This is a genomic window from Pseudalkalibacillus hwajinpoensis (assembly GCF_039851965.1).
GTDB classification, from domain to species: Bacteria; Bacillota; Bacilli; order Bacillales; family Guptibacillaceae; genus Guptibacillus; species Guptibacillus hwajinpoensis_E.
In genome coordinates this window covers 3,505,098-3,526,132 of record NZ_CP156674.1, presented here as the reverse complement: position 1 = coordinate 3,526,132, position 21,035 = coordinate 3,505,098, and the positions used below count along the sequence as shown (strand labels likewise).

At 41.4% G+C, this 21,035-nt stretch carries 19 protein-coding genes, 1 pseudogene and 1 other annotated feature; of the genes and pseudogenes, 1 reads left to right on the top strand and 19 read right to left on the bottom strand.

Features of this window, described 5'->3' with window-relative positions:
- Nucleotides 1–109 precede the first annotated feature (109 nt).
- The 12 genes and pseudogenes from minD to ABFG93_RS18060 all read right to left on the bottom strand — a co-directional run bounded on the left by minD (nt 110) and on the right by ABFG93_RS18060 (nt 13,655).
- On the bottom strand, nt 110–910 hold the full coding sequence (gene minD, locus ABFG93_RS18115; protein ID WP_347549419.1) for a septum site-determining protein MinD: 801 nt from the start codon (nt 908–910) through the stop codon (nt 110–112).
- A gap of 19 nt (nt 911–929) precedes the next feature.
- The gene (gene minC / locus ABFG93_RS18110; RefSeq protein WP_347552885.1) at nt 930–1,607 is read right to left on the bottom strand and encodes a septum site-determining protein MinC; all 678 of its coding nucleotides are present in this window, start codon (nt 1,605–1,607) and stop codon (nt 930–932) included.
- 41 nt (nt 1,608–1,648) lie between these two features.
- The gene (mreD, locus tag ABFG93_RS18105) at nt 1,649–2,194 is read right to left on the bottom strand and encodes a rod shape-determining protein MreD (protein WP_347549418.1); all 546 of its coding nucleotides are present in this window, start codon (nt 2,192–2,194) and stop codon (nt 1,649–1,651) included.
- A complete protein-coding gene (gene mreC / locus ABFG93_RS18100) occupies nt 2,191–3,069 on the bottom strand; it encodes a rod shape-determining protein MreC (RefSeq protein WP_347549417.1) in 879 nt (292 codons plus the stop codon). Before mreC ends, mreD begins: the two co-directional genes overlap by 4 nt.
- A 16-nt stretch (nt 3,070–3,085) precedes the next feature.
- Nucleotides 3,086–4,123, bottom strand: coding sequence for a rod shape-determining protein (locus ABFG93_RS18095; RefSeq protein ID WP_347549416.1), 1,038 nt, complete (start codon nt 4,121–4,123; stop codon nt 3,086–3,088).
- Nucleotides 4,124–4,221: 98 nt separating this feature from the next.
- Nucleotides 4,222–4,893 (bottom strand): annotated as a pseudogene (gene radC, locus ABFG93_RS18090) (RadC family protein).
- Between the two features lie 52 nt (nt 4,894–4,945).
- Nucleotides 4,946–5,524, bottom strand: coding sequence for a Maf family protein (locus ABFG93_RS18085; protein WP_347549415.1), 579 nt, complete (start codon nt 5,522–5,524; stop codon nt 4,946–4,948).
- A gap of 256 nt (nt 5,525–5,780) precedes the next feature.
- Nucleotides 5,781–6,794 carry a hypothetical protein gene (locus tag ABFG93_RS18080; RefSeq protein WP_347549414.1) on the bottom strand — a complete coding sequence of 338 codons (1,014 nt, stop codon included), beginning with the start codon at nt 6,792–6,794 and terminating at the stop codon, nt 5,781–5,783.
- 176 nt (nt 6,795–6,970) lie between these two features.
- Nucleotides 6,971–7,720 (bottom strand): prepilin peptidase, encoded by a 750-nt coding sequence (locus ABFG93_RS18075; RefSeq protein WP_347549412.1) that lies wholly within the window; start codon nt 7,718–7,720, stop codon nt 6,971–6,973.
- A 107-nt stretch (nt 7,721–7,827) separates the two neighbouring features.
- A complete protein-coding gene (locus tag ABFG93_RS18070; protein WP_347549411.1) occupies nt 7,828–9,546 on the bottom strand; it encodes a sensor domain-containing diguanylate cyclase in 1,719 nt (572 codons plus the stop codon).
- Nucleotides 9,547–9,659: 113 nt separating this feature from the next.
- Nucleotides 9,660–10,955 (bottom strand): bifunctional folylpolyglutamate synthase/dihydrofolate synthase, encoded by a 1,296-nt coding sequence (locus ABFG93_RS18065; protein WP_347549410.1) that lies wholly within the window; start codon nt 10,953–10,955, stop codon nt 9,660–9,662.
- A 57-nt stretch (nt 10,956–11,012) separates the two neighbouring features.
- Nucleotides 11,013–13,655, bottom strand: a complete 2,643-nt coding sequence (locus ABFG93_RS18060; RefSeq protein ID WP_347549409.1) for a valine--tRNA ligase — start codon at nt 13,653–13,655, stop codon at nt 11,013–11,015.
- A 61-nt stretch (nt 13,656–13,716) separates the two neighbouring features.
- Nucleotides 13,717–13,943 (bottom strand) — a binding site (T-box leader).
- Nucleotides 13,944–14,103: 160 nt separating this feature from the next.
- Here ABFG93_RS18060 and ABFG93_RS18055 point away from each other — a divergent pair.
- Nucleotides 14,104–14,304, top strand: a complete 201-nt coding sequence (locus ABFG93_RS18055) for a hypothetical protein (RefSeq protein ID WP_347549408.1) — start codon at nt 14,104–14,106, stop codon at nt 14,302–14,304.
- Here the strand turns inward: ABFG93_RS18055 and ABFG93_RS18050 are convergent.
- The 7 genes from ABFG93_RS18050 to hemC form a co-directional block, all read right to left on the bottom strand.
- Nucleotides 14,301–15,263 (bottom strand): phosphotransferase, encoded by a 963-nt coding sequence (locus ABFG93_RS18050; RefSeq protein ID WP_347549407.1) that lies wholly within the window; start codon nt 15,261–15,263, stop codon nt 14,301–14,303. The genes ABFG93_RS18055 and ABFG93_RS18050 overlap by 4 nt on opposite strands.
- A 288-nt stretch (nt 15,264–15,551) precedes the next feature.
- Nucleotides 15,552–15,824, bottom strand: coding sequence for a hypothetical protein (locus ABFG93_RS18045; RefSeq protein WP_347549406.1), 273 nt, complete (start codon nt 15,822–15,824; stop codon nt 15,552–15,554).
- A 30-nt stretch (nt 15,825–15,854) separates the two neighbouring features.
- Nucleotides 15,855–16,886 (bottom strand): stage VI sporulation protein D, encoded by a 1,032-nt coding sequence (gene spoVID, locus ABFG93_RS18040; RefSeq protein WP_347549404.1) that lies wholly within the window; start codon nt 16,884–16,886, stop codon nt 15,855–15,857.
- 145 nt (nt 16,887–17,031) lie between these two features.
- Nucleotides 17,032–18,318, bottom strand: a complete 1,287-nt coding sequence (gene hemL, locus ABFG93_RS18035) for a glutamate-1-semialdehyde 2,1-aminomutase (RefSeq protein WP_347549403.1) — start codon at nt 18,316–18,318, stop codon at nt 17,032–17,034.
- A 22-nt stretch (nt 18,319–18,340) separates the two neighbouring features.
- Nucleotides 18,341–19,318, bottom strand: a complete 978-nt coding sequence (hemB, locus tag ABFG93_RS18030) for a porphobilinogen synthase (protein WP_347549402.1) — start codon at nt 19,316–19,318, stop codon at nt 18,341–18,343.
- A 17-nt stretch (nt 19,319–19,335) separates the two neighbouring features.
- On the bottom strand, nt 19,336–20,079 hold the full coding sequence (locus tag ABFG93_RS18025; RefSeq protein ID WP_347549401.1) for a uroporphyrinogen-III synthase: 744 nt from the start codon (nt 20,077–20,079) through the stop codon (nt 19,336–19,338).
- Entirely contained in the window at nt 20,076–21,005 is a 930-nt protein-coding gene (hemC, locus tag ABFG93_RS18020; protein ID WP_347549400.1) for a hydroxymethylbilane synthase, read from the bottom strand. Before hemC ends, ABFG93_RS18025 begins: the two co-directional genes overlap by 4 nt.
- Nucleotides 21,006–21,035: the final 30 nt, after the last annotated feature.

Sequence of the window (21,035 nt, the reverse complement as noted above, 5' to 3'; positions counted from 1 at the left end):
CCCTTCCTTCCTGTAGGTAGTATACAGTTTATGACTTGTCCGGAAGGGTTATGTCACCAGCATCCCTTTGCAATAAAAATGAAAAAAATCTCGGCCAATTGGCCGAGATTCATGAACGCATCCCAAAAAACTTTTTCACCTTACTTAACATGCCTCTCTCTTCTTGCAGAGAAAGAAGTGGTACAGACTCGCCAAGAATTCGTCTTGCAATATTTCGATAGGCGATCGATGCTTTGGAGCTCGGGTCAAGTGCAATTGGCTCCCCTTTGTTCGATGCGGTAATCACTGTGTCGTCGTCCCCTACAATTCCGAGTAAATCAATCGCAAGTATCGATACGATTTCATCGACGTCCAGCATATCTCCACTCTCCATCATATGGTTCCGAATTCGGTTAACGACAAGCTTTGGAGCTTCAATACCCTCTTCTTTTTCAAGAAGTCCAATAATCCGATCCGCATCACGAACGGCAGATGTTTCAGGTGTTGTCACAACAACTGATTTATCAGCGCCGGCGATCGCATTCTTGAAGCCCTGTTCAATTCCTGCAGGACAATCAATTAACACGTAATCATAATCCTGCTTTAATTCATCTATAATCCTCTTCATCTGCTCGGGTTGAACAGCAGACTTATCTTTCGTCTGAGCTGCCGGAAGCATATAAAGAGCTTCAAATCGTTTGTCTTTAATTAAAGCCTGGTGAAGCCGGCACCTTTCCTCCGCCACATCAACGAGGTCATAAATGATCCGATTTTCAAGTCCCATGACAACATCGAGATTACGAAGTCCAATATCCGTATCTACCAGACATACCTTTTTCCCCGATAGTGCAAGAGCTGTTCCGATGTTTGCTGTCGTTGTGGTCTTACCCACACCACCTTTTCCGGAAGTAATTACGATAGCGTCTCCCACACAACATTCCCCTTTCTGTCTACAACCTTGTCAAATTCGGTCTTACTTTAGTCAGTATTTGAATTCGATCAACGCTAATTTCTGCATAACCACCCCTAACGAATGCACATTCAGCCTCATGAACTGCTGTCCCCGCTTGATCTGGGGGTCTGCTGATTAACTCTGAGATTCTTAGCTGTGAAGGTTTCATGACAGCTGCTGTAATTACAGCTTCTAATTCACCATCAGATCCTGCATGTGCAATGCCACGGAGGGAGCCCATTACAAAAATGTTTCCAATTGCTTTTACAGTTCCACCTGGATTGACATCTCCAATTAAAAGGAGGTCCCCTTCCACTTCAAGAACCTGTCCAGAACGAACTGTCCTTGTTATCGTTGTAACCGTCGATCGTTTTCGTTCTGCTTCCGCTTCTTCCCTTGAAATCACATTTGAATCAATGCGGTCCACGGCAAGGTTCTGTTTAGAATGGATCATCGAGCGAAGCTCTTCTTCCTGTTCGGTCGTTAAATAGCGATTACCGAGTTTAAGTGTGACGGTAATCGTGTAGCCTTCCGTCTGCTGAATATGACGTGCGGAAAGCTTTTCATCAAGTTCATTTATAACATCACGAAAAGCGCAAGAATCATCTAAAATCAGATTCAAGCCGTTTTTCGTTCCTTTAATTGTGACAAAATGCTGTGTTTGCTTTTGTGCCATAGACAATTTCATTCACCTCAACATAGAATAATTCAACGCTGCTAAAGGAAACTCCTCTTTTTGGACTGATTTTCTTGTCTACGGCTTTCCGATAATTCTTCTAGCAACCGCTTAACAGGATAGTAAACAATAAGTAAAAAGACACCATTTAGGATTAAAGAAGGCAGATAGCGCTTATAGAAAAATGAATCGAATGCAAGGTCAGTCACATTAATCAGAGCAAACAGTTCGTACACATAAAATTCCACCATTGATACCCCAAGCAAACCTAGAATGAGCGTTGTAAACCAATTCAGGTGAAAAGCTTTAGAGAAATACCCGATTATGTAAGCTGCTACCGCAATTCCAAACATGTACACACCAACGAGATCTGTATAAATTAAGTCGTGGAGAAGGCCAAATATGATGCCATATAGAACTCCATATGCAGGACTGAGAATCATACCGATCATCACAACAATCACGGTTACAAAACGTGGAATAAGTTGAAAGCCGAAATCATACTGTTCAGGGGCAAAGACCTGAAATACGGTACCCTCGATTAAAAAGAGGACGAAGAGCGTTCCGGATAAAAGAAGGCGCTTCATTCCCCTTCACCTTCTCCGCTATCCGGCGTTACATTTTGTGCCCCACGATCAATAACCATTACATTGTTAATATCGTACAAATCGGCCGCAGGTTTTACGTGAGCTGTTTGTGTTGTTCCTACGTTATCTGTTTCCACATCAACAATTTCACCGATCACAATGCCTCTAGGAAAAATCCCACCATTCCCAGCAGTAATTACGGTCTGACCCTTTTCAACTTTAATGTCAACTGGGATTTTCGAAAAAAGCAGAACTTCTTTTTCTGTATCGTACCCTTCAATGGTTCCGAAAACATTCTCATCTTCCTGCGTCATTGCCGCTATCCGATTCGTACGATCTACGTCACTAATAAGTTGGACAGTGGAAGAAAACGGCTGAACGTTCTTTACCTTACCGATAAGCCCATCAGCAGTAGCAACCGCCATATTTGCAGCTACACCATCTTGTTTCCCTTTATCAATGGTTAATAAATCATTCCATCGGTCTGGTGAGCGGGCGATCATATTAGCGTGATAGGTCTCATAATTCGATAACCCTGTCGATGAATCTATATTTAATTCACTTTTCAGTTCTTCGTTTTCATTTTTAACAGTTTTCAGCTCTTCAGATAATGATACGAATTCATTAAGCCTGGATTTCAGAAGCTTATTTTCTTCGTACATATCTTTCATATCACCTATACTCTCAAATAAACCCGCTACTGAATTAGCGGGTTTATAGAAAATCGATTGCAGCCAGCCAACTGAATCTTTGAAAAATTGCTCTGGCATCGTTAATGCATCGCGTTCTTTCATTGACGTTCCAATCAGAGCAACGAGGATAATGATGCTAACTAGTAATACAATTAGTCGTTTATTCGAAAAAAATTGTGGCATGCCTTACACCTTCCAACTACTTCTGTTTTGAGCGGGAGGTAATACCAGCTCTAGATTTGAACAGATGAATATTTTCGAGCGCACGCCCTGTACCAATCGCCACGCACTCAAGTGGATTTTCAGCAACAATGACAGGCATTTTAGTTTCATCACTAATCACCTGATCAAGGTTTCGAAGTAATGCACCGCCACCGGTTAAGACAATGCCACGATCCATAATGTCAGCAGCAAGTTCTGGTGGTGTTTTCTCAAGTGTCACTTTAACTGCTTCCATAATGCTGTTCACTGTATCGCGAAGAGCGCCGGAAACTTCATCAGCTGATACGCTAATGGTCTTGGGTAGCCCCGTCACCAGGTCTCGTCCACGAATATCCATCGCTTCAATACCTTCAGTTGAACCTGCAGATCCAATTTCTAGCTTAAGTTGTTCAGCTGTTCGTTCACCAATCATCAAATTATATGTCTTTTTCACATACTGAATAATAGACTCGTCCATCTCGTCGCCCGCAATACGGATCGACTCGCTTGTAACAATTCCACCAAGTGAAATAATTGCAACTTCAGTTGTTCCTCCACCAATATCAACAACCATGCTTCCTGTTGGTTCCCATACAGGTAAATCAGCACCAATTGCTGCCGCAAAAGGTTCTTCAATTGTATAAGGTTCACGAGCGCCTGCCTGACGTGTCGCATCTTCTACAGCTCTTTTTTCGACTGCCGTTATTCCAGAAGGGACACAAACCATAACATTTGGCTTGCGGGCAAATACTGAACGATTCTTTTGTGCTTGCTGAATGAAATACTTCAACATTGTTGCTGTTGTTTCAAAATCGGCAATAACGCCATCTTTCATTGGACGAAGAGCTACGATATTTCCCGGTGTACGTCCAATCATGTTCTTCGCGTCATTCCCTACAGCCTCGATAGAGCCAGTATCTGTTCGAAAGGCCACAACTGAAGGCTCCCTAACAACGACGCCTTTACCCTTTACATAAGCCAGCGTATTTGCTGTACCCAAATCTATTCCCATATCTCTTGAAAATCCACCAAACATTTATGTTAAATCTCCCTTCAATTCAAGCAAAACTCATAACTATGATTATACTGCAACAATACGTAAAACGGTAGTGGGAAAACAAATCCATATCCGATTTATACATACCCTTTTTCTTTTAAACTAACAAACTTCTGATCTCCAATAATAATATGATCTAACATATCAATTCCAAGCATTTTACCACATTCAGTTAAACGTTTTGTCACTTCAATATCTTCTCTACTCGATGTAGGATCCCCACTTGGTTAGTTATGAAAACAAATTAATGATGCTGCTGATCGTCTAAAGGCCTCACGAAAAACCTCCCGTGGGTGCACGATTGAAGCATTTAAACTGCCAACAAACACGGTTTGTCGATGAAGCACCTGGTTTTTCGTATTTAAGTATAGGCAAACAAAATGCTCTTGTGAAAGAAATCGCATATCTTCCATCACATAGTTTGCTCCATCTTCCGGTGAGCGTATGGTATAACGTTCCTCCTGCTGAAGCCGACTTACTCTTCTGCCAAGTTCCATTGCAGCAATAAGTTGTACGGCCTTCGCAGGACCGACCCCATTAAGAGCGGTTAACTCTTCAATACTCGCATCTTTAAGGAGACGAAGACCTTCAAAATTCTGAATGATGCGATAAGAAAGCTGCAGGACAGATTCCTGCCTTGTTCCAGTCCTGAGTATAATCGCTAGTAGTTCCTGATTAGAGAGCGTCTCAGGACCATCCTTCACAAGACGCTCTCTCGGACGCTCTTCTTCAGGATAATCACGAATCATTAATGGTGTTTTCAGCAACAAACTTCCTCCCTGGATTCATCTTCATGTCTGACTAACGCTGAATCTCCGGTACTATTCCGAACGACGCAAGTTCACGTAGCGTTCTGGAAATAGGAAGCCCTACCACACTATAATAATCGCCATGAATACGTTTCACAAAGGCGGCACCAAAGCCCTGAATGCCATAACCTCCCGCTTTATCATAAGGTTCTCCGGTATCAAGGTAATTTTCAATTTCTTGATCAGTTAGTTCCCAGAAAGTCACTTCAGTCGCTTCGTGAAACACAGACTCTCTTTCCTTCGAAAGAATGGCTACACCTGAATAAACGATGTGTTTACGGCCAGAGAGTGCTTTTAGCATCTGCCTCGCATGCTCGCGACTTTCTGGCTTTACTAGTACATCATGATCAAGTGTAACGACTGTATCTGCGCCAATAATAACAGCATCGATCACGCGAGACCGGACATCGTTTGCTTTACCAGCTGCAAGCTGTTTCACGAGTTCTGAAGGAGGAATGGTTAGAGAAATATGCTCTTCAAAGCGGCTTACCATGATATCGAAATTGAGGTTCATTTGCTCTAGAAGTTCTTTTCTTCGCGGAGACCCTGAGGCTAAGACGAGGCGCTTCATTATACCACCCTTTTTTGTAAATGATTCACAAGTGGGAAAAGGGCTTGATAACAGCTTATCAAATCCCTTTTCTTTCCACAATTTAAATTTTGACGTTCCTCTACATTTTTCGTTCAATGCTATGCATGTATGTGCATAAAGAATAAATTTCTTGTCATAACTTTTCATATCTTTCTATTCGTTTAAAAAATTCATTCAGGAGGGTCCTCTTCCACTCATATCGTACCTTTAATTTCATCGCTCCGCAAATAACTGATTATTTCATACTTTCTACTAGTTCTTGATAAGCGCTCAGTCCATCAAGTAAGTGCTGCTGCGCGATCCAGAGAGAAGAAACTGTTTCTTCTGAAGAATAAGCTTGCACTTCTTCCAATCCACCATTAATCGAATCTGATAATTCCTGACCACCATTTTCCTCCCATTGCTCAATTCCAGCGCCGCCTTTTTCCTCCCAGGATTGAATCGCTTCAGCCGTTCTCTTAAGATCATCCTCTGAAAGTCCGTTATCAGATAAAGCAGCTATATCAAGGGCTGCAAGTTCTTCAAGAAGTACCTTACCTTTTAAGAGATGCTCACCTTCTTCGCTACTTAAAACAGCATCTTCTCCATTGATACTCCACACTTTCTTGTAAACATCCTGACCCTTGCTTGTAAAATAGTCACCAAGCGCGTCCTGACCTTCTACAGTAGACGAGACACCAATGAGCAAATAGTACTTTTCACCTCGAAAAACGGCTGCAGGAATTCCTTCACCTTTTATCTTTTGTTCAAATTCTTTAGCAGATTCTTCTGTTTCATACGCACCGGATTGAACAACATGGAGATCAAGTGATAGATCCGTTTTTGACCCTGTTACTGATCCCATATCTTCCTCTTTTGTTGCTGTAATTGTAGGTACGGCATGATCTCCAGCGAAAACCATTAGCAAGCTTGCTCCGAATAAAACGCCAAGAACAATGGCAAGGCCGGCTGAGGCGATCACCTTTTTCTGAAGTGTTATAACGGGCTTGCTCGCTATGGGGGGCTTTTTCTTCTTCCGCTTCACCGGGAGTTTTGAGCGCTTCTTTGGAAGGTCATAAACGGAATACGTTTTTTTCTGAAGATGACGTCTTTTAAATTCCACTACCTTTTTCGAATCACGTCGTTCTGGAAGAATCCACTCAAATTCCTTCTCTTCAGCCGCTGCGCTTTCTTCTTTATGTGTTGAGGGAGGCTTCTTCACATCCTCACCATTTAAACGAATTGAAATCGTCCGCTTCTCATTGTCCATAACCATCCTCCTCGTTTCAGGCTTGTACTATAGTCTATGAAACGTGCGGAAATGCTAGAACGAAAGTTACTAGATTTGTTGATTACTTTATAAAGATATGATTTTCTTCATAAAAAAAGCGACCATAACAGGCAACTTTTCCCTTATCCTATCGAAAAAGTATACTTGATATATCGCTAAAGTAAATTCACATACCATTCTAAAATTCGGCTGGAAAAGTAATAGGTAATAAGGCTTCCAATTGCAATAGAAGGACCAAATGGTACCGGTTGTTTTCGCTTTACTTTTCCAGTTAATAATGCCCCTAAGCCAATTATTGTTCCGCATAGAGTAGAAAAGAAAAACACCAGCAACAGTTGTTGATAACCAAATACTAAACCCAGGACTGCAAACAGCTTGATATCTCCCCCACCCATACCGCCTTTACTTATAATAGCAATTAGTAATAGAAATATGAATCCTACAGCTGCTCCAAGAAACGGACTATACCATAAATCCAAAGGAACAATAACTCTAACGAGAATAAAGTAACCGCCAAAAAATAATAACACCTTATCTGGTATTATCATATAAACAAAATCAGAAATTGAAACTATTATTAAAAGTGATAAAAGACCATAAGCAACCAATAATTCATGAGACCATCCGATTAAATGTGGTGTGATCATAAAAAGAAATGCTGTTATAAATTCTATCACAGCATATATGGGAGAAATTTTTGATAAACAACCTTTACATTTTCCTTTTTGAAATAGAAAAGAAACAACAGGAATTAATTCAAGGGGACCCAGATTTCTCTTACAGCGGGGACAAGAAGAGCGTGGTCTCACTATGGATAGTTTCTTCGGAACACGCAGGCCCACAACGTTAAAAAATGACCCCATAACCAAGCCAGATAAAAATAAATAACTGTATATTATACCCAAACCAGGTTCAGTCCTTTATCAGAAATTATTAGAAAGAAATTATCACTATCTCTGAATGAATAACATTGTAACTTTCTTAAATAAATGAGTGAAAGCATCAATTATACCTATCCAACGTATCCAACGTAGCTTGCAACACGATTGCGCCCTCGTTGCTTCGCACCTGTGTACATGGCCCGATCCGCATTTCGGATCAACGTTTGAGCGTCGTCTCCCTGATCAGGAGCGGTTGCAACTCCAATACTCGCTGTAATATAGATCACCTGTAGGTTCCCGTTTCCAAGATCGTTAAAAATTTCAAATGGGCGATCTGCTATTGTACAGCGCAGCTCCTCGGCTTTTTGTAGGCTGTCTTCATGCGAGTGGTTTTCTAACAGAACAACGAATTCTTCTCCCCCAAATCTCGCTACCGTTCCTTTAGTCCCTATCTCTTCGACAAGACGATTGGAGAGCCCGCATAGCACTTCATTTCCACTATGATGTCCGAATGTATCATTCACCTTTTTAAAATGATCTAGATCAAGAAGAATGATTGAAAATGACGATGGCATTTCATCCAAACACTTGTACTTCTCTTCTAACAATTCACTAAAGAAGCGGAAATTATATAAGTTGGTCAAAGGACAGCGTTCGCTTCTTCGCTTCGTTTCTTCGTAATTTTTTGCATTATCAATGGCAACAGCTAGATAGTTGGCTAAAATTTGAAGGACGAGAATGTGGTGTTTTTCGTAAGAACGGATTTTATCTGAAGCCAGTGTAATAATGCCCACAACGTTTTTATTACGCTTCATTGGAACTGAAATAACCGAGTTGGTTGACTCAGGCAGTACTTCAAGAGTTATGTTTTTCCATTGTGAACGTTTTGTATATAATCGACTTCTTCCACTTCTCCAAACTCTCGAGCTAATTCCTTCTTGAACGTTGCTACCTACAGGACCAGCTATAACGCCATAATCCTTATCAAGGCATTTAATAATAGATAGCTTCTTCACATACTCAGCATCCATAATATAAGCATAGTCGACAACAAACATATCTTTAATTTCATCTAAGAATAAGTTTAATATTTCGTCAGTATCAAGAGATTGGGTAATCTGCTGACCGATTTCACTTGTTTTCTGCAGAAGATCGTTTACTTTTTGGCTTGAGTAATACAAACGAATCATTAAAGAAGCAAGAACAAATGGAACTCCAACAAAAAAGATGGCGATTGCACCTAAGTATGTATGAAGCATGTAAAGCAGAAAACCAACTGGAAGAGTAACGGCTGTTGATATCGCTTCCCAGAGCATGTCTTTTCCAAAAAACTTCGTATTGGTCTCTTTATAGACGTAAATCCTCAAGAAGTGAAGCAGGATCTGGTTAATAAAAATTAGAGAAAAAACATACATGATTGACGGTACTAGCTGGGAAACGACATTTCCTGAGAACTCCCCTGTTGACCCACCTACCAAGTAGAAAAGACCACCGGATATTAGTGATATCAACATAAACATTAATAGATTAACAGGATAGCGATAACTATCTTTTCGTGTTACGCGAAGATTCATTAGAAAGACAAGTATGGAAAGCTGGGTCAGGAACATCTCGATAAACAGACCATACCTCAAGAATACGGCTAGAGAAATCCCCTGTATAAAAAAAAGATCTGTCCCCTTAACATTAATAGGCATCATCGCAACGACAGCAAGTAACCCAAATAAAGCGAGAACATCTGCAAAATTTCCTTTAAAGTCCGGGGGAAAGAAATAGAAGGTTGCAAAAATGAGTAGTGGCCCAAACAAAAGCCATACAATCCAAACAAGCCGCTTCCTAGTTGCAGTCAATTGTTTCCCCCTTCATCTTCCCTCTTCCGGAAGAATATTTTTCCATATCCGCAATGGTTAACTATCATTTTAGCAATAAATGGCGAGAAAGTCCTAGTTTTTTACGTTTTATTCTAATTTTTTAGATAATTCCTTATTTCAGAAACGAAGTAGAGAGATCCTGTAATTAAAACCAGGTCATTTTCTTCTGCACTTTCACAGGCAGATTGAATGGCCTTATGCCAGTTTTCTTCATAAGATTTATCTGAAGCTGTTGAGCGGTCAAATAAAGCTCTCGCTGAAATCGCTCTCGGGAAATCAAACGTAGTAAATGTGATAGATCGAATGAGTGGGTATAATGGTTGAAGCATAGACTCAATATCTTTATCTCCTAAAGCGCTGAACACAGCATGAATATTGGTATCAGGATAGTGTGTCCTCAAAGTTTGCGCAAGACTTTCCACACCTTCAGGATTATGCGCTCCATCCACAACCACATCTGGATGTGACTTTAACTTTTCAAATCTTCCAGGCCATGCAGCGCGAGCAAGTCCTATTTTGATCATGTCTTCTTCAATATGCAGCCCATAAAACACCCTTAAGTATTCAAGTGTCATGAGTGCAGCTGAAGCATTTTTAACTTGATGATCACCTTTCATTCCGATGGAGAGATCTTCAATCGTTCTGTAAGGAGATTCGAACGTAAAACGTTCTCCCTCGTTTGTGCTTGAGATATGACTCACTTTAAATTCGTTATTCATGCGATAAATTTTCGTTTTTTGCGTTCTCGTTGTTTGCTCTAGAAGGGCGAGCACCCCTTCTTTTTCCGCTGTGGTGATCAGTGCAACACCTGATTTAATGATTCCAGCCTTTTCAAATGCAACCTGCTGAATATCACTACCTAGAATATGTGTATGATCATATCCTACGTTCGTAATGACAGAAACAAGAGGATGGATGACATTGGTTGAATCCAGACGTCCACCAAGCCCTACCTCCATAACAACAAGATCCGGATAAGAGATGGTCCCGAAGTAGAGCAAAGCAATAACTGTAATGACCTCAAACTCTGTTGGGGAACCAAGCGGTGAGGCAGCCGCTACCTCGACAAGAGGCTGAACCTGGTTGCATAACTTGATAAGATCTTCTTCGCTAATAGGTTGTCCATTCAATGAGATACGTTCTGTAAATGTTTCGATATAGGGTGAAGTAAATGTTCCTACTTCGTACCCGGACTCTTCAAGTACTGTTCGGAGATAGGTGACGGTTGAGCCCTTTCCATTCGTTCCGCCAACATGAATGGTTTTGAGACGACGTTCTGGATTTCCGAGCTGATCCAGCATCCATTCCATTCGTTCAAGTCCTGGCTTCATGCCATGATTCAGCAAACTATGGATCCAACCAACTGCTGCATCGTAAGAATGAAACATATTCTAAAACCCCTTCCTTAAAAGAAGACGAACCTCCTTTAGAGATTCGTCCTATCCTTATTTTTTTAATTCGTTGATACGACCTTCAACGTTGCTTCTTCTTTCAAGATAGTCTTTTTCTTTTGCTCGTTCTTCGTCAACAACCTTCTCAGGTGCTTTGCTTATGAATTTCTCATTCGCTAGCTTTTTCTGAACACGCTCTACTTCTCCATCCAGTTTCTTCAACTCGCTTTTAAGGCGTTCAATTTCTTCGTCAATGTTAATTAATCCTTCAAGTGGCAGGAACAATTCTGCACCTGACACAACTGCTGTCATCGACTTTTCAGGAGCCTGAAGATTAGCGGAAACTGTTAGTGTTTCAGGATTACAAAAACGCTCGATATATTGACTGTTCTGTTCAAGCTTGCTCTGGGCTTCTTCTGACTTCGGCTTAATCCGAAGCTCAATCGGCTTGCTTGGCGCAACATTCATTTCAGCACGAATGTTACGTACAGAACGAATTACTTCTGTCAATAATGCCATGTCAGCTGCTGCCTCAGGGAAATGCAGCTCTTCATTTTTCACAGGCCAGCTTGCAACTGTAATTGACTCGCCTTCATGTGGAAGGTGCTGCCAGATTTCTTCCGTTAAGTACGGCATGAATGGGTGCAAAAGACGCATCGTTTGATCAAGTACATACGCTAGAACCGAACGAGTGGTCTTCTTCGCCGCTTCATCTTCACCGTATAGAGGCAGCTTAGCCATCTCAATGTACCAATCACAGAAATCATCCCAGATAAAGTTATATAGGTAACGTCCAACTTCACCGAATTCATAGTTATTAATGAGACGGGTTACCTGCTCAACCGTTTCGTTTAAACGAGTTAAAATCCATTTATCTGCTGTTGTTTTTTTCCCAGTCAAATCTAATTCTTCATACTTAATCCCGTCCATGTTCATGAGCGCGAAACGAGAAGCATTCCAGATTTTATTTGCGAAGTTCCAAGTTGATTCCACCTTTTCCCAGTAGAAACGAAGGTCCTGTCCTGGCGAAGATCCTGTTGATAAGAAGAAGCGTAGGGAATCAGCGCCATACTTCTCGATAACATCCATTGGGTCAACACCGTTACCTAGCGATTTACTCATCTTGCGGCCTTCAGAGTCACGAACAAGTCCATGAATCAAGACATCGTTAAAAGGACGCTGCTCTGTAAATTCAATGCCCTGGAAGATCATACGTGCCACCCAGAAATAAATAATGTCGTATCCAGTTACTAGAACATTAGTAGGGTAGAATCGGCTGTAATCTTCTGAGGATTCATCTGGCCAACCCATTGTTGAGAAGGGCCATAGAGCTGAACTAAACCATGTATCAAGCACATCTTCATCCTGTTCCCAGTTCTCGATGTCAGCTGGTGCTTCTAGCCCAACATAAATTTCGCCTGTTTCTTTATGGTGCCATGCCGGAATGCGATGACCCCACCACAGCTGTCTTGAAATACACCAATCACGAATGTTCTCAATCCAGTTTAAATACGTTTTCTCAAAACGCTCTGGTACAAAGTTAACCTTGTCTTCCGACTTCTGTAGCTCAATTGCTTGATCTGCAAGAGGTCCCATCTTTACAAACCATTGAGTTGAGAGATACGGTTCCACAACTGCTCCGCTTCGCTCTGAGTGACCAACTGAATGCACATGTTCTTCAATCTTGAAAAGAATTCCTGCATCCTCAAGATCCTTAACAAGCAGTTTGCGGCACACGAATCGATCCATGCCCTTATATTTATCCGCATTCTCATTCATTGAGCCATCTTCATTCATGACAAGAATGCGCTCAAGGTTGTGACGATTACCAATTTCAAAGTCATTCGGGTCATGTGCAGGTGTGATTTTTACAGCACCAGAACCGAAATCCATATCTACATAATCATCAGCAACGATTTCAATTTCCCGCCCGACGATTGGAAGAATCGCTTTCTTTCCAACGAGATGCTTGTAACGCACATCTTTCGGATGAACAGCGATGCCGGAATCCCCAAGCATTGTCTCTGGACGTGTTGTCGCGATTTCTATATGCCCGGATCCATCTGCAAGAGGATAGCGCATATGATAGAAGTGACCCGTTACTTCCTGGTGAATAACCTCAATGTCTGAAAGAGCTGTTTTCGTCTGAGGATCCCAGTTAATAATGTATTCTCCTCGATAAATTAAACCTTTTTCATAAAGTTTAACAAATACTTCGCGAACTGCACTTGAAAGCCCATCATCAAGTGTGAAACGCTCTCTTGAATAATCTAGAGATAGACCAAGCTTCGCCCACTGACTTCGAATGAAATCTGCGTACTCTTCTTTCCACTCCCATGATTTTTCAAGGAATTTCTCGCGACCAAGCTCATAACGGGACGTTCCTTCCTCGCGAAGCTTTCCTTCTACTTTCGCCTGCGTTGCAATTCCAGCATGGTCCATTCCAGGAAGCCAGAGAACATCGTATCCCTGCATACGCTTCACCCGCGAAAGAATATCCTGTAGCGTTGTATCCCACGCATGTCCGAGATGAAGCTTTCCTGTTACGTTGGGGGGTGGAATAACGATTGTATAAGGATCTTTCTTCTTGTCAGCTGTTGCTTCAAAAAACTCTCCATTTACCCAGTAAGGGTACCATTTCTGCTCAGTTGCCTTTGGGTCATACTTTGTAGGCATTGTTAACTCATTGTTCACCATCGTCACTCTTCCTTTCTCTTCTATCAGTCGAAGACAACAAAAAAAACTTCTTGCATCCCTATAAAAGGACGAAAGAAGTTTTTTCGCGGTACCACCTTTATTTACAGCTAAATAAGACCTTTAGCTGTACGCTTCGTTCGAATAACGGGTTTACCGGTTTCTCCTACTCCTCGTTCAGAGAAACAGCTCAAGGGCGACTTCGAATGCTATAATCCTGAGAAATCTTTCAGCGGATGATTTCTCTCTCTAAAGGGTTCACATTCTACTACTCCCTATCTTTGCCTGTCGACTATTTGTATACATAAGTTTACCGTTTTGATACATGACCGTCAAGATACGAAAAGCCCTTTTTCTTATAATAGCCAGGTCGATAGAAACCTAATCACCCAAATTCCTCTTTATACATACCCTAGTTGTATCTAAATTTCATGAAAAGAGTTGATCCCATATGAAGAAACGTTTTGGAGGATTGAATCGTTACCAGCTTCCACCGGCGGTTTATAAATTTAGAGATATATGTGCACAATTCGTACCGCCATTTATTGTATTTCAAACGATACGGACAATTTTGTTTCCAACATCCGTAGACGTATTGATTCTTCTAATTCTTGTTGCACTAGAAGTATGCTTTTATTTCGAATGGATTTAAAGCGATTGTAGTAAGTTGCTAATTCCATTCATGACTTCTATTTTTTTTGTGAATAACCGGACATGCTTAATGTGAGGCAAATTGTATCTATTTTCTTGAAACATCGCAACACTATTGAAAATTGTTTCTGGAAAATACAAATAGCTTGCAAGAAGCGCTTTCTCCTCTTCATATAACGAAAATTGATCTTCATATCTCGCGAGATGCCCTGTTGTTGTAGCTGGATTATATTGAAAAGGACGAATTGATGAGCGAACAAAATAGGCAAGATCTCTAACGGGTGTGTCCGCAACAGATTTCTCAAAGTTAATAAAATAACTCCCACCAGGACCAGTTAAGAAATGAGAAGGTGAACATTTCCCATGACAGAGGACACTTCGATAGCGCTTTGCATCAAGCACCTGAGCATACCAATCATCAAGACTTGATTTTGCGAGATCACAATTCTTCATCATCTGGTGGAATTGTGTAACAAAAGCCAGCTCAAATGGAGAAAGGTAAATTCTTTTCTCAATGGACCCAACGTATTTCTCCATCTCAAATTGGCGACTCTCTCGCAATAGCACCATCTTCTGATAAGACTGGTTTATTACTTCTTCTGAAAAAGATTGTTCCTTCACTGTGTATCCGTGCAATTCAGCCAGGCTGTGAACCATAAGTTCCTCTTTTTGAGCTGGATTGATTTCTCTTTCCTCAATCCACGGCGTTAAGTAGGCAATTCGATCACCTGTGAAAACAAAGGAGTCTCCATATTTTGTTTTCACTAGTGGAACGTAGCCCTGGAAATGAAGCTGCCTAAACCAATTTTCAAGATGAAGCATCCAGTCCATCTGATTTATTTGAAGTTCAGTTTCTTTTATTGCAAAGGACCCACGCTTCGTATCAACTCTAGTTACCTTGCCATGTTTCGATATATGCTCCGGATATAAATCATACTGAAATAGCAGTTCCTCATTCAATGACAACCCCCCTCTTTCTCACGGAGAGCCGCAGGACTTCAATAATCTCCTTTGAGCCTCCCACTCTTTTGTAAACCGATTCATGGTAGATTCAACATCAGCGGACGCTTTTAATGCTAAAATACAGGATCATCATTACTACGGGTCAAACAAGTCCTGTTCTAACCTTTCTTTACATATCCCCTCACCACAGGTAAAAGTTACTTTGATGTGGAGGATTCCTTGTGCTTCTAGCATCTATTAATGTAGCGATAAATAACCACTTTTCTCAGGATGTCGTTCAATTGATTAAGGTTCTTTAATAAGGTCATGGACGGACAGATAACCATCTTTAAAGGAGCTATACGGTCTCCCATCGAGCGTACGAATCATCCTGTTACATAGACTCGCTGATTGTAAAAAAAGACGGTCACGGAAGTTGAGATGATACTCAAGCAAATCCCGCTCCCGCCAATATGATAGCTTCTTTTTCCTTGAATCTGTTATGAATGTATGTGGTCCATCCAACCATGTTAATTCCCAAAAACCATACTCCTTCGCCAGTACGTCTTCTACATCCATTTCCATTACTCCCTATTATCTTATCGACTGCTAGCGATTTACAGGAATGTATAAGATCTGCCCTTCCTTTACCTCATCCTCCTCTAATCGATTTACACGTGCAAGATGACTCGGTAAAACCCGATACCGTTCAGCTATTTCTGTTAAAGAGTCCCCGGGCTGAATAATACACATTTTCATTCTTGAAAACTGCTCTTCTTCTTTTGTAAGCATACTCGTTAAATAAAGTGCATTTTCTTCACGCTGACTTCTCTTTTTCTCTTCTTCTTCAATTCGTTCGTCATCAGGTGACTCTTCATATTCAACCTCATCAACGTCTTCCTGGTTCTGACCAGCATTATAAAAGTTTGAATCCTCTATTTGTCTTGCCATTCGAGTTAAAAAATCATACGAAGGTTCTTCTGTTCCTTCTGCATTTTCATAATCCAGAAGATTAGCGATGTACCGCTCATCCCTTGTTTTAAAATCAACCTGTGGAGTACGAATCACATCTGATGACTCTTCTATGCTTTCATCAACATATTTAACATCTGTTTCCCAGGTGGTTTCATCAGCCTCCTCACTGGCTTCGTCCGTTTCATCAGAAGATACTAGCTCTTGCTCTTCATTGTATGCTTCTCCTTCTGCACGACCTTGATCACCTTGAATACCACTGATTGAAATGTCTGCCTTCAATTGAAGACAATTTGCTTCAAGAAGGGTGTAATCGAATGTATCGACAGTGACGTAAATATCCTCGAGACTTCGAACTCTACTTGAAGGGATCGTAATGTCAACCGGAAAACGGTGTCCAATCGATGCAGTCCCATCTTCTCTAACGTCTACTTCATGAATGGAGCGATAAGCTGATGCCTCATTGTCTTCCTCAGCCTCTTCATCTTGTTCACGCTGTAAATACTCCCCGGACAGGTATAAGCATCCTTTAACAGCGACATAGTCTTCATATTCCTCAATCGAAATGTCAGGATCCAGCGAGATGGACAACACTTCTTCAACTTCCTGTCCTTTCTTTAACCAGACCTGCTCCTCTACGGAGAAATGCAAATATGGGCCATCAGGCATGCTTTCTCCTCCTTTCAAACATTATCCATACATTACACATTTATGACCAATTCAAAGGATTATGTCTAAAACCTTTATTAATACAAAGAACAATCACTCTTGAAGCATTAAAAAAGCTGTCAGCGAAAGACGCTGACAGCTTAGATTATACAAGCTTCGAAAACGCTGCTTCGGCAGCTGCGATTGTTTCATCAATATCATGCTCAGTATGAGCTGTGGAAAGGAAAAGCCCTTCAAACTGTGATGGAGGAAGTGAAATTCCCTGATCAAGCATCTCTTTAAAATAACGTGTGAAATGATCCAAATTAGATGATGATGCCGTTTCAAAATTAATCACATCCTGATCAGTAAAGAAGAAACCAACCATTGAGCCTGCACGATTAACTGTATGTGGAATATTGTACTTACCAGCAGCTTTGGAGAGACCCTCTCCAAGACGCTCTGCTTTTCGTTCAAACTCCTGATAACTTTCAGGTGTTAGTTGTGATAGCGTTTCATATCCAGCTGTCATTGCCAGCGGATTACCGCTGAGTGTTCCAGCTTGATAAATTGGACCGCTCGGCGCGATATGGTCCATGATTTCCTTTTTACCACCGTATGCCCCAACCGGCAGTCCGCCACCGATCACTTTTCCAAGGCAGGTTAAGTCAGGTGTTACATTGTAAAACCCTTGAGCACAGTTATAGCTAACACGAAATCCTGTCATAACCTCATCAAAAATAAGAAGCGTCCCGTTTTCTTCAGTAATACTTCTAATTTCTTCCAGATATCCTGGTTGAGGTGGGACAACACCCATATTGCCAGCAACAGGTTCAATAATAACGCCCGCAATGTCATCACCAAATTCCTTAAACGCATATCGAAGGCTCTCAAGATCGTTGTAAGGAACCGTAATCGTATTTTTAGCAATGCCTTCTGGAACTCCAGGGCTGTCCGGGAGACCAAGTGTAGCAACACCAGAACCTGCTTTAATTAAAAGGGAGTCCCCATGACCGTGATAACATCCTTCGAATTTCAAGATTTTGTTACGTCCAGTATACCCACGTGCAAGGCGAAGAGCGCTCATTGTCGCTTCTGTTCCTGAATTTACCATCCGTACAATTTCAATTGATGGAACACGTTCAATGACAAGCTCAGCCAACTTCGTTTCATAAGTACTAGGAGCTCCAAAGCTTGTACCAAGCTCGGTGACACTCTTAAGACGTTCGACAACTTGCTCATCTGCATGCCCGAGAATCAGTGGGCCATAAGAGAGCACATAATCAATGTATTCATTTTGATCTATATCGTAAATTTTGGATCCTTTGCCCTTTTCCATAAAAATCGGATCCATTCCAACAGATTTAAATGCCCTCACAGGACTGTTTACCCCGCCCGGCATCACTTTGGATGCTTCTTTAAATGCTTCTTTTGAACGATCATAGTTACCCATTTTATAAGCCCCTTTCACGATACTATTGATCTAACCAGCGAGCTGCGTCTTTTGCAAAGTACGTAATAATAAGATCCGCTCCAGCACGCTTCATGCTAGTTAGCTTTTCGAGCACAACCTCCTGCTCATTTAACCATCCATTCTGACTGGCAGCTTTTATCATTGAATATTCCCCACTTACATTATAAGCAACCATTGGAAGCGGGAAGCGATCTTTTAACTCACGAATGATATCAAGATAAGCTAGAGCAGGTTTCACCATCAAAAAGTCTGCTCCTTCTGCAATATCGCTTTCTGCTTCTCTAATCGCTTCAAGACGATTTGCTGGATCCATTTGATAGGTTTTACGATCGCCGAATTGTGGTGTGCTGTGAGCAGCATCACGGAATGGACCATAGAATGCGGATGAGAACTTAACAGCATAGCTCATCACAGGAACGTCAACAAAACCTGCTTCATCTAGCCCCTGGCGGATCGCTGATACAAAACCATCCATCATATTAGATGGCGCAATAATGTCAGCCCCGGCCTTGGCTTGAGTAATGGCTGTTTGCGTAAGCAATTCAAGGGACTGATCATTCTGCACGTAACCGTCTTCGATTACGCCACAGTGGCCATGATCAGTATACTGGCAAAGGCATGTATCTGCAATTACTGTTAAATCCGGAAATTCTGCTTTAATTTGTTTAATAGCCCTTTGAACAATTCCCGTATCACAATACGCTTCAGAACCAATAGCATCCTTATGATTCGGCACGCCGAACATCATAACTGACTGGATTCCTAGCTCAACGACTTCTCTAATCTCCTCATTCAGGTGATCTAAAGAGTAGTGATAAACTCCAGGCATTGAAGGTATTTCACGTTTTACATTTTCTTCCTCAACTGCAAAAATTGGATAAATTAAATCTTCTTTATGTAAGTACGTTTCTCTTACCAGAGATCTCATTGATTCTGATCGTCTTAATCGACGATGACGGTGAAAATTCCCTTTTTCCATTGTTCTAGTCCTCCCTATTATTGAAAGTACTTTTCCAGACTCTCAAGCATGCCTTCTATCGTGTATTTATCAGGAACCACGTGTGCTTTAATACTGTAAGACTGAAGTGTTTTTTCCGTGATGGGTCCGATTACCACTATTGCGATCCCTTTAATCTGGTCTTTCAAATTCTCCGCTTCAAGAAGGTGAGCAAAATGATGTACAGTAGAAGAAGAGGTAAAAGTAATCACATCAACCGCACGGTTTTGGATCACTTTCTTTAATTCTGAACCTGAATCGTAAGGAATCACTGTATCATAAAGAGGCAAATCAGTAACATCATATCCTAATTTCATTAATTGCCTGGGTAATTCTTTCCGACCAAGATTCCCTCTTGGCAGCAAGATCTTCTCGTCCAATAATGCATTACGAGACAGGGCTGCAACAAGGCCTTCGCCAACAAAGTCTCGTGGCAGAAGATTAATTTGGACACCATGATCGTTAAGTGCCCTGGCTGTTTTACTTCCTACTGCACCTACCTTTACGTTATTAGGTAGAAAGGCCTCTTCGAAGAAAAATCTCACGCCATTCGCACTTGTAAATAGAATCCAGCTATACTGATTCAATTCAATCGTATCAAGTATATGAGGGCGTGGTTCGAACGAAATAAGAGGGATTTCAATTGAAAGCCCTCCGCGTTCCTCAATTAATTTCGTGAAAGCTGCCGCCTGCTCCCGAGCTCTCGTGACCAGTACACGCTTTCCTGAGAGCGGGGTTATCATTGATCCAGTTCTTCCTTAACACGGTCTAAAATATCTTTAGCTCCCTGTTCTTTCATTCGAAGGGCAAGCGTATTTCCTACTTGGATTGAATCATTTCCAGATTCCATTTCCTTAATAATGATTGAACCGTCAGGCTCACCAACAAGACCAGTAATTGTAATAGAATCATCTTTTAGCACTGCATGACCTGCTATCGGTACCTGGCATCCACCTTCAAGAGTATGAAGAAACGCCCTTTCTGCCATAACCGTTTTAGTCGTATTCTCATCTTTGAATTTCTCAATAATTTCAAGCAACTCATCATCGCTTTCGCGGCATTCAATGGATAGTGCTCCCTGACCAACTGCTGGTAAACAGAGATCCGGATCAAGGTATTCCGTCACAATATCTTTCGACCATCCCATACGATGAAGGCCTGCAGCCGCCAGAACAATCGCATCGTAATCTTCATCAGTAAGCTTACGAAGGCGTGTATCTATGTTTCCACGAATCCATTTAATTTCGATATCAGGACGGATGGCTTTCAACTGTGCACCACGCCGAAGGCTGCTCGTTCCAATCACTGCACCCTCGGGTAGTTCCCTGAATGTTTTCCCGGATTCAGAAATAATAACATCTCGGTGATCTTCACGCTCAGGAATACAGCCAATGATAAGTCCTTCAGGAAGAACGGATGGCATATCCTTCATACTGTGAACCGCCATATCAATCTCACCTTTAAGCATGGCGTCTTCAATTTCCTTAACAAAAAGACCTTTCCCCCCAACCTTCGAGAGCGTAACATCAAGAATTTTATCGCCGCGAGTTACGATTTCCTTTATTTCAAAATCGACTCCTGGATTCAATTCCTTCAGTTTACTAATCACCCATTTCGTTTGTGTGATTGCAAGCTTACTTCTTCTAGAACCAATAATAATTTTACGCATTCATTATCCTCCAAACTGTTATTTATCCGC

Excerpts from the sequence above, each read along its gene's own strand:
- minC (WP_347552885.1), bottom strand. The coding sequence starts at position 1,607 with ATGGCACAAAAGCAAACACAGCATTTTGTCACAATTAAAGGAACGAAA.
- mreD (WP_347549418.1), bottom strand. The coding sequence starts at position 2,194 with ATGAAGCGCCTTCTTTTATCCGGAACGCTCTTCGTCCTCTTTTTAATC.
- mreC (WP_347549417.1), bottom strand. The coding sequence starts at position 3,069 with ATGCCACAATTTTTTTCGAATAAACGACTAATTGTATTACTAGTTAGC.
- ABFG93_RS18095 (WP_347549416.1), bottom strand. The coding sequence starts at position 4,123 with ATGTTTGGTGGATTTTCAAGAGATATGGGAATAGATTTGGGTACAGCA.
- ABFG93_RS18085 (WP_347549415.1), bottom strand. The coding sequence starts at position 5,524 with ATGAAGCGCCTCGTCTTAGCCTCAGGGTCTCCGCGAAGAAAAGAACTT.
- ABFG93_RS18080 (WP_347549414.1), bottom strand. The coding sequence starts at position 6,794 with ATGGACAATGAGAAGCGGACGATTTCAATTCGTTTAAATGGTGAGGAT.
- ABFG93_RS18065 (WP_347549410.1), bottom strand. The coding sequence starts at position 10,955 with ATGTTTCATTCTTACGATGCAGCAGTTGGTTGGATCCATAGTTTGCTG.
- ABFG93_RS18060 (WP_347549409.1), bottom strand. The coding sequence starts at position 13,655 with ATGGTGAACAATGAGTTAACAATGCCTACAAAGTATGACCCAAAGGCA.
- ABFG93_RS18055 (WP_347549408.1), top strand. The coding sequence starts at position 14,104 with ATGAAGAAACGTTTTGGAGGATTGAATCGTTACCAGCTTCCACCGGCG.
- ABFG93_RS18045 (WP_347549406.1), bottom strand. The coding sequence starts at position 15,824 with ATGGATGTAGAAGACGTACTGGCGAAGGAGTATGGTTTTTGGGAATTA.
- spoVID (WP_347549404.1), bottom strand. The coding sequence starts at position 16,886 with ATGCCTGATGGCCCATATTTGCATTTCTCCGTAGAGGAGCAGGTCTGG.
- hemL (WP_347549403.1), bottom strand. The coding sequence starts at position 18,318 with ATGGGTAACTATGATCGTTCAAAAGAAGCATTTAAAGAAGCATCCAAA.
- hemB (WP_347549402.1), bottom strand. The coding sequence starts at position 19,318 with ATGGAAAAAGGGAATTTTCACCGTCATCGTCGATTAAGACGATCAGAA.
- ABFG93_RS18025 (WP_347549401.1), bottom strand. The coding sequence starts at position 20,079 with ATGATAACCCCGCTCTCAGGAAAGCGTGTACTGGTCACGAGAGCTCGG.
- hemC (WP_347549400.1), bottom strand. The coding sequence starts at position 21,005 with ATGCGTAAAATTATTATTGGTTCTAGAAGAAGTAAGCTTGCAATCACA.